Origin of the sequence: Marinobacter sp., assembly GCF_014859525.1 — a bacterium.
Taxonomy (GTDB): domain Bacteria; phylum Pseudomonadota; class Gammaproteobacteria; order Pseudomonadales; family Oleiphilaceae; genus Marinobacter.
Genome location: NZ_JACUUB010000003.1, coordinates 80,817 through 95,874, shown reverse-complemented (window position 1 = coordinate 95,874; position 15,058 = coordinate 80,817). Strand labels below are relative to the sequence as shown.

General features: G+C 53.4%; 17 protein-coding genes and 1 pseudogene. 9 read left to right on the top strand and 9 right to left on the bottom strand.

The features are described from left to right. Positions 1–12: 12 nt before the first annotated feature. From IBX51_RS01890 to IBX51_RS01860, 7 genes are all read right to left on the bottom strand, one after another. The gene (locus IBX51_RS01890) at positions 13–474 is read right to left on the bottom strand and encodes a peptidylprolyl isomerase (RefSeq protein ID WP_044385596.1); all 462 of its coding nucleotides are present in this window, start codon (positions 472–474) and stop codon (positions 13–15) included. A 201-nt stretch (positions 475–675) separates the two neighbouring features. Continuing rightward, a complete protein-coding gene (locus IBX51_RS01885; RefSeq protein ID WP_291828137.1) occupies positions 676–1,230 on the bottom strand; it encodes a DUF1285 domain-containing protein in 555 nt (184 codons plus the stop codon). A gap of 17 nt (positions 1,231–1,247) precedes the next feature. After that, a complete protein-coding gene (locus tag IBX51_RS01880) occupies positions 1,248–2,144 on the bottom strand; it encodes a radical SAM protein (protein WP_291828135.1) in 897 nt (298 codons plus the stop codon). Positions 2,145–2,186: 42 nt separating this feature from the next. Then, the gene (locus tag IBX51_RS01875) at positions 2,187–2,636 is read right to left on the bottom strand and encodes a histidine phosphatase family protein (protein ID WP_291828134.1); all 450 of its coding nucleotides are present in this window, start codon (positions 2,634–2,636) and stop codon (positions 2,187–2,189) included. Positions 2,637–2,667: 31 nt separating this feature from the next. Then, positions 2,668–3,729 carry an NAD(P)H-dependent glycerol-3-phosphate dehydrogenase gene (locus tag IBX51_RS01870; RefSeq protein WP_291828132.1) on the bottom strand — a complete coding sequence of 354 codons (1,062 nt, stop codon included), beginning with the start codon at positions 3,727–3,729 and terminating at the stop codon, positions 2,668–2,670. A 53-nt stretch (positions 3,730–3,782) separates the two neighbouring features. Further along, positions 3,783–4,274 (bottom strand): STAS domain-containing protein, encoded by a 492-nt coding sequence (locus IBX51_RS01865; RefSeq protein WP_291828130.1) that lies wholly within the window; start codon positions 4,272–4,274, stop codon positions 3,783–3,785. A 13-nt stretch (positions 4,275–4,287) separates the two neighbouring features. Continuing rightward, the gene (locus IBX51_RS01860; RefSeq protein WP_291828129.1) at positions 4,288–5,496 is read right to left on the bottom strand and encodes a SpoIIE family protein phosphatase; all 1,209 of its coding nucleotides are present in this window, start codon (positions 5,494–5,496) and stop codon (positions 4,288–4,290) included. Between the two features lie 114 nt (positions 5,497–5,610). Between IBX51_RS01860 and IBX51_RS01855 the strand changes: the two genes are divergently transcribed. After that, positions 5,611–7,095, top strand: coding sequence for a phosphohydrolase (locus IBX51_RS01855; protein ID WP_291828127.1), 1,485 nt, complete (start codon positions 5,611–5,613; stop codon positions 7,093–7,095). A gap of 19 nt (positions 7,096–7,114) precedes the next feature. On the opposite strand, the gene IBX51_RS01850 is transcribed toward IBX51_RS01855, so the two are convergent. Together IBX51_RS01850 and IBX51_RS15045 are read right to left on the bottom strand one after the other, a co-directional pair. Continuing rightward, positions 7,115–7,777: an NAD(P)/FAD-dependent oxidoreductase gene (locus IBX51_RS01850; protein ID WP_367166331.1), complete on the bottom strand. Its 663-nt coding sequence runs from the start codon at positions 7,775–7,777 to the stop codon at positions 7,115–7,117. Between the two features lie 105 nt (positions 7,778–7,882). Continuing rightward, positions 7,883–8,128: pseudogene (locus tag IBX51_RS15045) on the bottom strand (NAD(P)-binding protein); the annotation flags it as partial. A gap of 8 nt (positions 8,129–8,136) precedes the next feature. Between IBX51_RS15045 and IBX51_RS01845 the strand changes: the two are divergent. From IBX51_RS01845 to IBX51_RS01810, 8 genes are read left to right on the top strand one after another with little or no spacing between them, the layout of a single operon-like run. Next, entirely contained in the window at positions 8,137–9,093 is a 957-nt protein-coding gene (locus tag IBX51_RS01845) for an acyl-CoA desaturase (RefSeq protein ID WP_291828104.1), read from the top strand. Further along, positions 9,090–9,557 (top strand): nuclear transport factor 2 family protein, encoded by a 468-nt coding sequence (locus IBX51_RS01840; protein WP_291828102.1) that lies wholly within the window; start codon positions 9,090–9,092, stop codon positions 9,555–9,557. Before IBX51_RS01845 ends, IBX51_RS01840 begins: the two co-directional genes overlap by 4 nt. Further along, positions 9,554–10,336 carry an SDR family NAD(P)-dependent oxidoreductase gene (locus IBX51_RS01835; protein ID WP_291828100.1) on the top strand — a complete coding sequence of 261 codons (783 nt, stop codon included), beginning with the start codon at positions 9,554–9,556 and terminating at the stop codon, positions 10,334–10,336. Before IBX51_RS01840 ends, IBX51_RS01835 begins: the two co-directional genes overlap by 4 nt. A gap of 31 nt (positions 10,337–10,367) precedes the next feature. Further along, a complete protein-coding gene (locus IBX51_RS01830) occupies positions 10,368–11,633 on the top strand; it encodes an NAD(P)/FAD-dependent oxidoreductase (protein WP_291828099.1) in 1,266 nt (421 codons plus the stop codon). A 2-nt stretch (positions 11,634–11,635) separates the two neighbouring features. After that, positions 11,636–12,535, top strand: a complete 900-nt coding sequence (locus IBX51_RS01825; RefSeq protein ID WP_291828096.1) for a DUF1365 domain-containing protein — start codon at positions 11,636–11,638, stop codon at positions 12,533–12,535. Beyond that, complete coding sequence (locus tag IBX51_RS01820) at positions 12,523–13,797, top strand: cyclopropane-fatty-acyl-phospholipid synthase family protein (RefSeq protein ID WP_291828094.1); 1,275 nt, start codon at positions 12,523–12,525, stop codon at positions 13,795–13,797. Before IBX51_RS01825 ends, IBX51_RS01820 begins: the two co-directional genes overlap by 13 nt. Continuing rightward, positions 13,794–14,318, top strand: a complete 525-nt coding sequence (locus IBX51_RS01815) for a DUF2878 domain-containing protein (protein ID WP_291828093.1) — start codon at positions 13,794–13,796, stop codon at positions 14,316–14,318. The genes IBX51_RS01820 and IBX51_RS01815 overlap by 4 nt, the downstream gene beginning before the upstream one ends. Further along, positions 14,315–15,058 (top strand): hypothetical protein, encoded by a 744-nt coding sequence (locus tag IBX51_RS01810; protein ID WP_291828091.1) that lies wholly within the window; start codon positions 14,315–14,317, stop codon positions 15,056–15,058. Before IBX51_RS01815 ends, IBX51_RS01810 begins: the two co-directional genes overlap by 4 nt.

Here is a 15,058-nt window from a genome sequence, read left to right as displayed (position 1 = left end):
TTTCGGAAGAGATCAGTGCACGTGACCGTGCTCTTGCTCTTCGTCGGTTGCTTCGCGCGCTTCCACTACTTCAACATCGAAGTGCAGAGTCTCACCTGCCAGAGGGTGGTTGGCATCAATGGTGACCGTCTCGTCACTGACTTCAACCACACGAACGACCTGAGGGCCGCCCGGAGTCTGGGCCTGAAACTGCATGCCCGGCTCAATGGTGTCTACGCCTTCAAAGGCCGAGCGTGGAACTGGCTGGATCAGCTCTTCGTTCACTTCGCCGTAACCTTCAGCAGGAGCAACAGATACCTTAACCTGATCGCCCGCGTTCTTTTCGTTCAGCGCACTTTCCAGTCCGCCGATGATGTTCTGAGCACCTTCCAGATACGCCAGAGGCTCGCGGCCTTCTACACGGGAGGAATCGAGTTGCTCTCCCTGGTCGTTAGTGAGCGTGTAATGGATGGTGACAACACGAGGTTGGGCCATGTGATCTCCTTGCGTGTCGCAATGACTGTGTATTTAGAATGTAGGCAATCGAAAGTGATCGTGAACAGCCAGACTGCACAGAGGAACTAACGACCACCGGGCCTCGTTAGAGAGCCAGGCTCGGTAACAAGTCGGAAAACACAGTTTAACAAGTGACAGACTGTGTTTTCTACCTTGTTTATTGAGACGGATCGAGAGTTTTCAACCGCCCTGCCCGATTTTCCAGAATTTTCCGTGACTAAGCACGCCCAACTGGCCGTCGCGTTCTTCAGCCAGATCAACGAGGTCGTAAAACGCTGATGTCACCAGGCGCGCTTCAACACCATGGCGAACTGACACAATGGGTCTGGGCTCGTCGGTATTCGAGTACTGGCCCACCACCAAGGGGTGCTCGGGACCAATCTCCAACGTCTCTCCCACGTTGGTGGTAATCGACAACACACGCTCCGTTCCCTCACCATTGCGCACTAAAGAATGCGCCAACAACGGCGTATCTTCTACCTTGATCCGCCATTTCTCCACGGGTGTCAGCAGATAGTATTCACCGTCGTCTTCACGGCGCAGAATGGTGGCGAAAAGTTTTACGGTTGCTTCTCTGGCAATCGGCGCACCCTGGTACAGCCACTCTCCATTGCGGGTGATGATCAGATCCATGTCTCCTGACAATTCCGGGTGCCAGGTCTCCAGCGGCGGCAGACCTCTTGAGGCATGGACTTGTTGAACGGTTTTAGCGATGTCGTCAGGTTTTCTACTCACAAACGTCTGCTCCCTTATTAAAGGCCGCGCATCCACTCAGCCCGCAAAGGCACGGCACCGGGCTTGTCGATGGCAAGATTAACCTGTTCAAGCAAACGCGACTTGTCGCGACCGAGAGTTCCCTTGAGGACCAGGTAATTTGAGGCATGATCGCTTCGGAAGATCGTCTGTTCTAACTCAAGGTGCTCCAGAAAAAGCCGAATCTCCTCAAACAAACCCTGTTGAGTGAGGGGTACAAAATCCTCGCCAAAGCCAGCACGAAAACGCTCTTCGCCTTGAGGGAAACTCACGACCAGCGTAGACAGATAGTCAGGCTGGGTTTCGTTGCACAACGTGGCGGTGCTAATCGCGTGTTGGCGAGAAAGGGTCTCTCCGCCCAGCCCATTGAGCACCATCACCGAACTGGTCAGGCCAGCTTGCCGGATCTTGGTTAGCGCAGAACGGGTAGATTCCCAGGTTTCGCCTTTGTTGATACGGCGCAAGACTTCGTCATCTCCCGACTCCATACCAACATACAAGATGCCAAGACCGGCATCTCGCAACTCCGCCAGCTCTTCAACCGTTTTTTTCGCCAGATTGCGGGGCAAGCAATAACTGGACACGCGGCGCAGGTCCGGGAATGCCTGCTTCAGCTCAGCCAGAATTTCAAGCAACCGCCGGGTCGGCAGCACCATGGCGTCGCCATCTGCAAGAAATACTCTGGGAACACTTTCAAACGCTTCCGCAGCACGAGCGATATCGCGGCGAACATCGTCAGGCTTTCGGGCCCGGAATTTTTTCTGGGGCTGAGTGTACATCTCGCAAAAGGTGCAATTATTCCAGGAACAGCCGTTGGTGACCGGCAGGATCAGTGATTTTGCCTCACTCGGCGGGCGAAAAACCGGTTCAACGTAGTCAATCGGGAAGCTGTGCATAGCGTCAGTTAAGCCATATCAATGGGTGGTATAAACAATAGATCAGGGTAAAAACTGCGCTTTCAAGTCGGCGCATCCGGGGCCCACCACCGGCATGTCCAGCAGAACCGCTTGCGAGGTCATAAACGGTATACCTCTGCGGTGACTATCAACCAGAAGGGTCGACAGGCTACCCACCAAAGGCATATGAGAAACCATCATCAGTGGCGACAACTGCGACTCAAGAAGTGCATCGAGGCAACGGCCAGGATCGTCATCAGGGGTAATAAAGTCACAGTGCTCGATCGGACAATTAAGCACCTCAGACACAATCGCCGCGGTCTGGCGAGCACGGGTGTAAGGGCTCGACCAGATTCGCTCAGGGCGCCAGGGCGATTTGGCGATCTGGGCGGCTACCGATGCAACGCCGACACGGCCAGCTTCTGTCAACTCCCGATCCTGATCGAGGGTATGCCAGCCGGCTTCGCCGTGGCGCATGATGATCAGATGCACAGTGCTCGCCCCCTGTTTGATTCGGCCGGACCTACTGAACGATGGTCCGTGGCAGAATAAATTCTACATCTGAGTTCTGAACGGCCATCATCAAGCTGTTAATGACCGCGCTGATCGAGGCATCGTTGTAGAGTATTTCATACAAACCACGAACCAACGGCATGTAGATGCCGATGGACTCAGACTTTTCTCGAACGAGTTTCAACGTGTAGATGCCCTCCGCAACCTGGCCAAGTTCTTTGGCGGCCTCGTCCAGTTTCTTGCCCTTGCCAACGGCGTAACCCACGCGGAAGTTCCGGCTTTTGCTAGACGTACAGGTTGCGATCAGATCGCCCACCCCGGCCAGCCCCATAAACGTCATCGGATTGGCACCAAGGCTTACGGCAAAGCGGCTCATTTCCGCTAGACCTCGAGTAATCAACATGGCCTTCGCGTTCTCGCCCATATCCAGTGCGGAGGCCAGTCCCGCAACGATGGCATAAATATTTTTGAGTGCGCCGGCAAGCTCAACGCCATATACGTCAACATTTGCGTATACCCGAAAATATTCACAGCCGAGCAACTCCTGAATGGCTCTTCGCACTTCGGGGTCTTTGGCGGCAATTACGGTCGCCGTAAGTTCCCGGTTAACGATTTCACCCGCCAGGTTGGGACCACTAAGCACGCCGGAGCGACATCTGGGAATTTCTTCCTGCAGAATTTCGCTCATCAGCTTGAAACCGCATTCCTCTATGCCCTTGGTCAGGCTGACAACAATCTGCCCGTCGCGGAAGATCTGACTGTTATCACGAATGACGGCACGAAAAGCCTTGGAGGGAATGGCGACCAACACCACTTCGGCTTTGTGGATGGCCTCCGCAAGATCTGTGGTCGGCTGAATATCGCCTTCCAGGATGATGCCGGGCATATACCGTTCATTAACACGGTTCTGCCGAATCTGTTCCGCCTGTTCCTGGTCGCGCATCCAGAAGTGAACGGTGTGACCATTTTCGCCCAGCACTTTAGCCATGGCGGTCCCAAAGCTGCCGCCACCAAGAACGGCCACATCCCTAGAATTCGCCCTTTCGTTGAAGGGCGCTGCGTTATCAGGCATATCCATTCCGTTTTGTTGCTTGGGTCATCACCCGGGGCGAGGACTCTGGCATGTCAGCTCGGTTCTTCGCACTCCAGAGCTCGCACCAGATTCTTGAATTCTTCCCTGTTTCTGCTGTTCATGCCCATTAATACTTTATGAGCATCCAGCACTTTGTCTCTGACCTGCTGCTCGCTGGCTTTCAAAACAGGAATTTCTTCGAGTTCTTCAATTCGGGAAGCGGGCTCCCGGACAATGATAAAGATTTTGTCGAAGCCCATAGATGTAATAATGCGGGTCACATCAGGATTGGTGGAAATCAGAGTGGGCAGGAACCGAGCCTGCTTCTCTGCCGCCAGGGCAATCTTGGCCAACAGCCCCAGAGTCGTGCTATCGATGATTTCAGTCTCTGTCAGGTCAATAACCACAGTTTTGAACTGAGGGTCCTGGGTAATGGACTCAACCAGATTGTCCAGCGTCGAACATAAGTTCAGCCGGATCTCTCCAATAAACTTCAGGACATAGATTCCCTGCTGATCAGCTTGCAGGATTTTATAACCAGCCATTTTCACACTGCCACTACGTCGACGACGTGTTGTCTGTACCAATAATGGTATCAGTTACCGATACTATCGCGATATCGTCCGGGAGCTCCGAGATCTTACCAAGACCCAAGGCGTCACTCAGCGATGCGATAGTGTGACTACCTCCTGAAACGAGTTCAAGTAGTGTCTTCTCCTTTTCGTCCAGAGATTTGGCCGGAATCACTTCCAATATGCCGTCAGAGAACAGCAAAAGCCGGAAGGGCCGGTCCAGTGGAACCTGGTAAACCTCCCATTCAGGGGTCTCAAAAAGCCCCACGGGCAGCCCGCTGCCCTCCAAAAATCGTGTTTCTCCGCCCTCAAACGACAGGATAGGCATCGGAAAATGCGCCCCAACGGCGTAACTGAGCACGCGTGTTGAAATCGAAAAAATGCCAACAAACACCGTGACGTGTTTGCCCAGACCGGTATCCAGTAGCTCAGAATTGATCCGCTCCAGAAACCGCTCCGGGTGCAAAATGTCATCGCTGGACTGCCGCCGCATGTTTCGCTGCAGACGATTAGTCAGGTTTTTCAGCAACACCGTCACAAACGCTGAACTCGCCCCATGCCCGGACACATCGGCGATATAGACCAGTACTTTGTCTTCCGTAATGCGGAAGTAATCGAGAAAATCACCACTGAGGTACAGAGACGGTTTGATCAGATGATCCACCTGCAACCCGGACAGATGCAGCTCATGGTCGGGCAGCATTTTCAACTGCACCTTACGGCCGGCGTTCTGGTCTGCCCTGAGTTCAGTAATACCTGCTCTGAGATCCCTGTTGGCATCTTCCAGCTCCTGGCGGTACAACTGGTTCAAACGGCTGACCCTGACCCGGTCAAACAATTTGCCGATAACGTCGTCCAAAGCCCCTTTGTCATCGTTGCAGGGCTTTAGCACTACGTCCGCAGCACCTGCCCTGAGCGCCCGTACAATCTCCAAGCTGGATTCACTGTTGGTGCAGAAGACAATCGGCGTAAAGTTTTCCGTCTCATCCAACCGCCTGGATAATTCACCAATGGCATCGGGAGGGAGATCTGCAAAGATGACGTCTGGGGTGTTCCCATCAAACAGACCGCGAGCGGAGCTCACGTCCGGAAAACCGGTCACATAGAAGCCTCTCGCTTCGAGGTAGCGAGACAACTCGGTACGAGCCTGTTCGTTGGCATCGATAATCAGTATGCGCTCGGTGCGCGAGGTCATGTTGATTGCCTTAACCTACCAGCGATAAAAGAGAAATTGGCTTCATAAAGCCTATTCTGGCATGCCGCTGTGATATAACAAGGCCAGTATCACCAAATTCGGAGATTTGTAACCATGAGACGTGCCGTCAACGATCTGCTTGGTGCTTATGACAAGCTCATCATGGACCCCGTGCACGGTGGCATTCCACTTTACCGCCACGAAATCCAGGTGATTGACCACCCTCTGTTCCAGCGGCTTCGGAACATCTGCCAGAACGATATTCTGAGCCTGGTGTTTCCCGGCGCAACACACTCTCGCTTCCTTCACAGCATTGGAGTGATGCACGTTGGCACCAGAATGTTCCGCTCCATGATCGATGCGTATTTGCGCGAACGGCAACTTAGCGAGCGCACAGACCTGAGTCTGAGTCAGCTCGACGCTATTGATTACCTGGCTAAGACCATTCGTCTCAGCTGCCTGCTGCACGACAGCGGTCACTCCAGCTTTTCACACCAGTTCACTCAGGCCCGGCGCATTCGGGAACTGATGTCGCGGCCGGGGCGTTTTCGGGATCTGTGGGCCGGCGTTGATTACGGTCACTACCATTCTCAAGAGCCCGATGAACTCGAACACGAGCACTATTCAGTGCGGGTTGCCCACGAAGTGTTGTCATCGGTCGATCTGGACAGTGCTGGCCTGAACGCCGTTGATGTTATCGGCATTATGGAAACCACTCGGGTAACACCCAGCGAAACCTTTTGTCGTCACTCCCGGACCTTCTGGGAATTTATTGCCGGTGATGATGCTGTTGCAGGCACCATCGCCGAACAGGATGTGCCCGGCCTGGTTATGGGGCTGCTCGCCTCCATCGTATCCGGTGAGATAGACGCAGATCGGGCCGATTATATGCTTCGAGACGGTTTCCACAGCTCCGTGACCATCGGCGGCTTCAACCTGGACCACCTTCTGAGCAACCTGCGTTTTGGCTGGGAAGTTTCTGAGCCCTGGATGGGCCTCGCCATTACTCAAAAGGGGCTGGGCGCATTGGAAGACTTTGTGTACAGCCGATACCAGATGTACCGGAAAGTGTATGCCCACAAAACGGCTCTCGGCTTTGATTGGCTTTTGCGAGAGGCCATCAATGAGGTTCTGGAAGATCCGGAAAGTTTCGACTGGATCGATACCTGTCTGAGTAATATGGAGTTTTTTGCTGAGTTGACGGACAACTTCTTTTGGGAAGCCTTCCGAAAAGTGGCGAGACGGCAACCCCAGAGCTACTCATTCTGCATCGTAAACCGAATTAAACTAGACCACCTGGATACCCGAGAAAACCTCGATCGACAAAGGATAGACGAGCACAGCCAGTGGCTTGCCGATCAACTTAAACTGATTCCGCACAATGTGGTGACCTGCTCCATGCGTGCGCGTTTTTCGAACATTCAGGATAATTTTAACGGCATCAAGGTACTGGTCAGAAATCCGGTTAGCCGGGAACGCTCTCTGCGAAAAATCACCGAGGTCAGTGCGTTTTTCTCAAAATTCGGCGATGGCACCATTACGCATTTCTATAGCCGGCCTGAGAACACCAAATCGGCGCCCTCAGACCTGTCAGAATAGACTCTGATTCGGGAGGCAGTTAAGACTGCATGGCTGCCGCCAGTTTGGTGGCGCTCTCCCAAGCGCCCTCAACCCGACCACCCGCCAGCCAGTCCCCGGCCAATCCAATGCGCTTTTTCTGATCCAGCAGGTAGCCGGGATTGTCAGCGTCTGCCGAGCGTGCATACAGCCAACGGTGTGCGACAGTTTCGGTCGGGTCACCGGTGTGGTCCGTCAAAGACCGGAACTCCCTCAACAATTCGGCGCACACCTCATCCGGTGCTGTTTCAACATTAGCCTTTGTCCACTCCGGGGTGGCATGCAGCACCCACCACTGACCAGAACCGTCACGGCCCGGTTTGGAAGAATTGTTGGCCACCCAGTAGAGCGTGTCGGAATTTGGTCGCATGGCGTCAAATCGGTCGGTTGGCGGTTGCGCAAAATGGGCAGCAACCGCCCAGCACGGTAAAATCTGCTCGACAGGCGATACCAGTTTTGCAGCCAGTTCAGCCAACCCGCTGCCCATCAAAATGTCCTGAGCTTGTGCCGGTGGCGCAGTTATCACCACCTGATCGAACAGCCCGTGGCTCTTCCCTTCTGTGCATTCCAACCGCCACTGCTCACCGGCTTGCACCAGGCGTTCGATACGGACTTCCGATACCAAATCTATGCCGGCTGAGAGCGCACGGGTGATTGCGGTCATCCGAGGAACACCCACGTACCGGTTCTCTTGCGGGAACGGCTGCCAGATGTTATCCGAATCTTGAAACCCAAACCGGGCTGACCACGTATCAAACGTGGAAGCACCAGCGTACTGGTGTAAGAAGGTGAGAAAGTTCGGGTTTCGGACGGTGAAATATTGCGCTCCGATGTCAGCAGACCCATCGCTGACCCGTTTCGACGACATTCGGCCGCCAGGACCGCGACTTTTTTCAAACACCCTGACATTATGGCCCATCTGGCCAAGAATAATGGCTGACGAAAGGCCCGCCAGACCTGAACCGATAACCGCGACATTGCGTATTGATGTGATGTCTGATGTCACTTTAAGCATGGTTTTATATGGCCCAAATGAATTACTGGTTAACAAACATTCTGAGATGGTTCGATTCCGAAGCCGGAACAGATCACCTGGACACCAGTTCCAGGTCGTTCAACGTGGTTAGGGTTTTGCCGTTTATCGCGCTACACCTTGCCTGTCTGTTAGCTTTCTTTACCGGCGTAAGTACCTTCGCCGTCGTATTTGCGATCGTTTTTTTTGTGATCCGGATGTTTTCAATAACCGGGTTTTATCACCGGTACTTCTCCCATAAAACATTTAAAACCGGCCGTAAAGCTCAGTTCTTCTTTGCGGTTCTTGGCGCAAGCGCGGCTCAGCGAGGTCCGCTTTGGTGGGCCGCTCATCACAGGCACCATCACCAACACTCGGATGATCCAGAAGACCTCCACTCCCCCCATCAAGGTGGCTTCTGGTGGTCTCACGCAGGATGGTTTACCTGCGATGCAGGCTTTGCCATGGATCAACGGCGGATACGTGACTGGCTGAAATTCCCTGAGTTGCGCTTCATCAACCGGTTTGACTCACTGGTTCCGGCCGCCTTTGCAGTACTCATTTACGCAATCGGCGAAGCTCTGGCCGCATGGGCACCCGGATTGGAAACCAATGGTTTTCAGTTACTGGTCTGGGGCTTCTTCATTTCGACGGTATTTTTGTTCCATGCCACGGTTTCGATCAATTCCCTGTCTCACGTTTGGGGCAAACGTCGCTTTGATACCGACGATGATAGCCGAAATAACGTTTGGCTGGCCTTGATTACGCTCGGCGAAGGCTGGCATAACAACCATCATCGTTGGCCGCAGTCTGTTAGACAAGGCTTTCGATGGTACGAAATAGACCTCACCTGGTATGGGCTTTGGGTGCTATCAAAACTGGGCATCGTCTGGGATCTGAACCCGATACCCGCTCACATTCAGCAAGAAACCCGCGAGTTGGACAACCTGAGGAGGAAGCGCCAATGACAACCGCCTCTATCATTGACATCGGTACATCCGACTCAACACTTCCATTGGTGTTGGAGAGGTTCTGCAGTCTGTTCAATCAATTGGACAAAGGCAATCTGAGCAAGCTTCAAGAAGTTTATGGAGAAGACATCCAGTTTCGGGATCCATTTGGAGAGGTTAATGGGCTGGATGAGCTAACACACTATTTTGCAGGTGCCTACGGCAATGTAATCCGATGCCAGTTTCGGTTTGGTTCTTCCGTGGTTCAGCGCGGTTGGTGCACCATTCCCTGGGTAATGGAATTGCAGCATAAACGGATCAAAGGCGGTAAAACAGTAGAGGTAGAAGGAATTAGCCATCTGGAAATCCGTGATGGACGAGTTCGCTATCACCGCGACTATTTCGACGCAGGCCAGCTTCTGTATGAAAACCTGCCGGTGGTGGGTGGTGTCATTCGCTGGGTTAAGGAGCAGGCTGGATGAGCAAACGCCTTTCTCGTAGTAGCAACATATGGCTAACCGGGGCGTCTTCGGGCATTGGCGAAGCCGTCGCTCATGATCTGGCTAAACATGGTCACAACGTGATCGTTACTGGCCGTAGACTTGAAGCGCTGGAAACTCTGGCCTCTCATTACCCTGGCAAGATGGTGTCGGCAGCCGCAGACACCACCAGTAACGCCGATCTTGAAAGCATAAAAGGTACGCTGAATCACTTTGGCGACCTCGATATGGCCATTCTTAACGCCGGCACCTGCGAATACCTTGATGTCGCTAACTATGATAGTCAGATTATTGAGGCCAACATGGTCACCAACGTGGTTGGAACCGCCCGCAGCCTCGATATTGCGTTACCGGCACTGCGCGCCACCCGGGCCAAAGGCAAGCCTGCAACTCTGGTGATCGTCAGCTCTTCCGCCTGGTGGTTCCCGTTTGCACGGGCTGAGGGCTACGGTGCATCTAAAGCCGCCCTGACCTATTTTGCCCAGGCCTTACGAGCAGACTTGGCCGCTGAAGGCATTGATGTGGTAGTGGTCTCTCCGGGCTTTGTAAAAACCCCTCTGACCGACCGCAATGATTTCCCAATGCCGTTCATCATCAGTTCGGAAGACGCAGCAACACGAATCCGAACAGGCCTGGAGAAAGGTAAGTCTGAAATCGCGTTCCCCCGGCGTTTTACCTGGACGCTAAAGGCCCTGGGGGCACTGCCCCAAGCTCTTATTGATCGCATGGCGGCCTCCATGGCACGTAACGAAAACTCGTAAACCGAACTCTCCAGATACAGGAAAGAATTGCATGAACCCGAATCGTCAGCGTATTGCTGTGATTGGCGCCGGCGTCTCCGGATTGACAGCGGCATGGCTGTTGAGCGAACACCATGACGTGCATGTTTTTGAGGCAGGCGATTACGCGGGCGGCCATACCAATACAGAAAAAGTTGATGCTGGAGGCCGCACCTGGCCGGTAAACACCGGTTTCATAGTCTACAACGACTGGACTTACCCGAACTTTATCAAGCTGATGGATCGACTTGGCGTGCCTTCTGAAGTCAGCAGCATGAGTTTCAGTGTGGACTGCCACTCGTCTGGTCTTCAGTACAATGGAACCAGCCTTAACACGCTGTTTGCCCAGCGCAAGAATCTGCTTAACGTCGGTTTTCTGAAAATGATCCGTGAGATTCTTCGCTTCAACAAAGAAAGTCGCACAGATCTGGCCAGTGGTCAGATCCCGGAAGGTGAAACCCTGGGCGAATACTTGAACCGTAACCGCTACAGCCGCTACTTTAGAAACAATTACATTGTACCGATGGGCGCCGCGATCTGGTCTGCTCCAGAAATCATCCTTGAGCAATTTCCGATACGGTTTTTCCTTCAGTTCTTCAATAACCACGGCATGCTGTCTGTGGATGACCGCCCAACCTGGAGAGTGATCTCGGGCGGGTCTGCCAGTTACGTCACTCGTATGATGGAACGCCTGGGTGAGCGTACGCACCTGAATAGCCCGGTTACCGGCATTAAACGCAGCAAGGACGGCGTAAGCCTGACCGTCAATGACCAAACACACCAGTTTGATCAGGTTATTCTGGCCTGTCACAGCGACCAGGCGCTTGCCATGTTAAGTGACCCGACTGATCAGGAACTGCAGATTCTGGGGGCTATTCCATACCAGAAAAACGACGTGGTACTGCACACCGACGCCAGCGTGCTGCCTTCCAACAAACTGGCCTGGGCAGCCTGGAACTACATGATTCCTGAGCACAGCACCCAACCAGTATCGGTTACTTACAACATGAACGTTCTGCAGAACTTCCATGACGCCCCGGAGACCTTCTGCGTCACCCTGAACCGCAGCCACGACATTGCCCCCGACAAAGTCATCAAACGGTTTGAATATGATCACCCGGTGTTTACCCTGGCAGCCGTCGCCGCGCAGGGGCGATACGACGAGATCGGCAATCGTAACCGGACCCACTTCTGCGGCGCGTATTGGTTTAACGGATTTCATGAAGATGGCGTGCGAAGTGCGTTGCGAGTCACCAAGGCCTTTGGTGTGGAACTCTGATCATGGCAACTGACTGGTTAGAAGGCACTATAAGACATCGTCGCAAGATCCCGGTTTTACATGACTTTAGTTACAAGATTGGCATGTTAGCACTGGATCTGGATGAGTGGTCTTCTATTACCCGGTCCAGCCCATTCTTCTCACTCGAACGCTTCAACTGGATGTCTCTGTACCGAAAGGATTACCTTGATCCAGAAGTACCAAGCCTTCGCCAAGCGGTCTACAACCGGGTAAAAAGTGCGACAGGCTGGGCGCCGGAAGGTCCCATCGAGTTGATCACTCATCCCCGTTATCTTGGCTACGTGTTTAATCCGGTGAGTTTCTATCTGTGCTACGAGCCGGGCCAGAGCCCGCAATATGGCGATGTTCCGCGCGTTATCCTTGCTCAAATCACCAACACACCCTGGAAGCAGCGCCACGTCTATTGTCTGGAAACCCGTCGATCGAAAGTGACAGATCCTGACCACTGGCACACCGAACGGTTTGCCTTCAGTAAGCGGTTTCATGTCTCTCCCTTCAACGGAATGAATCAGCACTATCAATGGCTGTTCAGCTTCCGGGGGCCCCAGTTGAGAATCCACATGAATGTTGAGCAGGGCCAACAAAAACATTTTGATGCCACTCTGGTAGTCCAACGCATACCCTTTGACCGTAAAACTTTACATAGAGGCCTGAGACGGTTTCCGCTGGAAACCATCAAGGGTACAGCCGGCATTTACTGGAATGCGCTAAAACTGAAGATTAAAGGCGCGCCCTTCTATACCAACCCGGACAAACTCGTTGAAAGCAGCCGTGGGTATCGCAAGGGGGCGGAAGATCAAGGTGTAGATATTACCGAATCACCGGCATCGACTCACGAACATTCAGAACTTGAAGGCAGGGTAAGCTCATGGAGAACCTGAACACGTCCACTGACCACCAAACCGCCAGTGGCTCGACTATTCCGGCGCTCAGTCGCGTGTCGCGACGCCTGGTTTGCCACCAGCTGTCCTTGCTGGGTCACGGCAGGCTCGTGGTTCGTGAGGCGGGTTTTGAAGATTTGGTCTTCGGCGATGACAATCCGGCTTTCCCCGCCGCAGAATTGATTATTCACGACCACACTACCTGGCGTGATCTGGTAACCGGCGGCAGTGTTGGCGCAGCAGAATCTTACGTGGCTGGCGATTGGAGCTCTCCCGACCTGACCGCTCTGCTGAGATTTTTTACCCGTAATATCGAGACAATGAACGCGTTCGAAGACAAATTCAGTTGGGTCAGTAAACCCGCCCTGAAGGCTCTGCACTGGCTGAATCGAAACACACCAGAAGGCTCCCGCAAGAACATCAGTGCCCACTATGATCTGGGCAATGATCTGTTCGAGTTGTTTCTGGATCCAACCATGATGTACTCGTCTGCGATTTATCCGCGAGAAGACGCAGATCTTAACGAAGCTGCCATCCACAAGCTCGACACCATTTGCAAGAAGTTGGATCTGAAACCCGAAGATCGGGTGGTCGAAATCGGCACGGGCTGGGGCGGCTTTGCCATTCATGCTGCGAAATACTACGGTTGCCATGTAACCACCACCACCATCTCTAAAGAGCAACTGGAACTGGCCAGAGCACGAGTCCAGTCGGAAGGTCTTGAGGATCAGATTACACTGTTATTTGATGACTACCGCGATCTTGAGGGGCAGTTCGACAAGTTGGTTTCCATCGAAATGATCGAAGCGGTCGGGCCTCAGTTTCTGGACAGCTATCTGTCACAGATCAGTAAACTTCTCAAACCCGATGGACTGGCGCTGATCCAGGCCATCAATATGCCAGAACAGCGTTATGACCGTGCTTTGAAGAACGTAGATTTCATTCAGCGCTTTATTTTCCCGGGGAGTTTTATTCCCTCCTTTGGTGCCATACTCACCTCAATGCGTCGGGAATCCGACCTAGTTCTGACGCACGCAGAAGATTTCGGCTTCCATTATGCTCGAACGCTCAGAGACTGGTGCGATCGGTTCATGGCAAACCGCGACACCTTGGCCAAGCAAGGCTACGACGACGCTTTCCAGCGCCTGTGGCATTTCTACTTTGCCTATTGCGAGGCGGGCTTCAGCGAGCGTGCCATCGGTGTGGCCCATCTTGTGATGGCCAAACCCGCTAACAAACGTACCAATATCCTCAGCCTATGATCGCCTCAGAGACCGGCCGCAACGTCATCAATTTTGTTCTGTTCCAGATCGGCTGGCTGACTTGCGTGCTAGCCCCCGGTTTGGCGGCGGCAGGGTTGGTGTTGGTGTTTTTAGCACTTCATTTTGCGCTGGTAAGCCAAAAGCGCTTTGTAGAGCTGCAGTTTATCGGCTTTGGCGTCGTGCTCGGTAGCCTTATGGACACCCTCTGGTTTCAGACAGGCGTGCTTGGCATTTCCGGTGTTGATAGCGTCCTCGTTGCACCGCCGTGGCTGGTTGCGATCTGGGCGATCTTCATGACCACCATTTGTCACTCTCTGGGGTGGATGGGGCAGCGTAAATGGCTGCCCTATGTCTTTGCACCAATAGCCGGCCCTTTTGCATACTGGTCCGCCAGCAAGCTCGGCATCGTCACCTTACCCAATCTCAGCGTGTCTCTAGCGGCCATGGCCGTGGGATGGCTGGTACTTTTTCCTCTGCTGCTATTCATCCGCAATAGCCTGTACTCGGAGTTACAGTCATGATTCGACCGTCAGTCTCCCTGAGCGCATTACTGGTCCTCTTGAGTGCTCCGATGGTATTCGGAAGTCCGTTTGAGTTCACCGGTACCGCCAAGGACGACAGAGGCAACCTGCTGTACCTGGAATCTCACAGGGTGGAAGGCCATTGTGCTGAGGGTGTGTTCCAGCCCATTACACACAGCGTAGACTACCGAGCAAACCAGGATAGCAGCACTTTTGCGAGCAAAGCCCTGCGCTATGAAGATGGCGCTTTGCGCCCCACCGTTGATTTCAGCCAACCGGATTACGATGAACACCTGAACATCTCTTATCAAGGGCCAGAGCAGCTCAAGGTTCAATGGCAAAGCCCAGCGGGTAAAACGGAGTCTCACAAGGTTTCTTTCGATGACCGCCTCGTTGTAGACGCCGGCTTTGACCACCTCGTGAGGGCCAACTGGAACAAGGTAAAACAGGGCGAATCTGTAGAATTCCGTTTTCTTGCCCCGACAAGAGGCGAACACTATGGGTTTGTGTTGGAGCCAACATCAAATAGTCAGATCGGTTCCGATGTGGTGGTCCGGATACGTCCTACGAGCCTGGTTCTGAGATTTCTGGTAGATCCGATTGTGCTTGGTTATAACCGGGAAGGTGCGCTAACCGAGTACCTGGGCCTGACCAACATTCGCAAAAACGCCGATGACAACTACATCGCTCACATTCGCTATGATGTATCCCGCTACCCAGATTGTGTGCTGACACCGTAA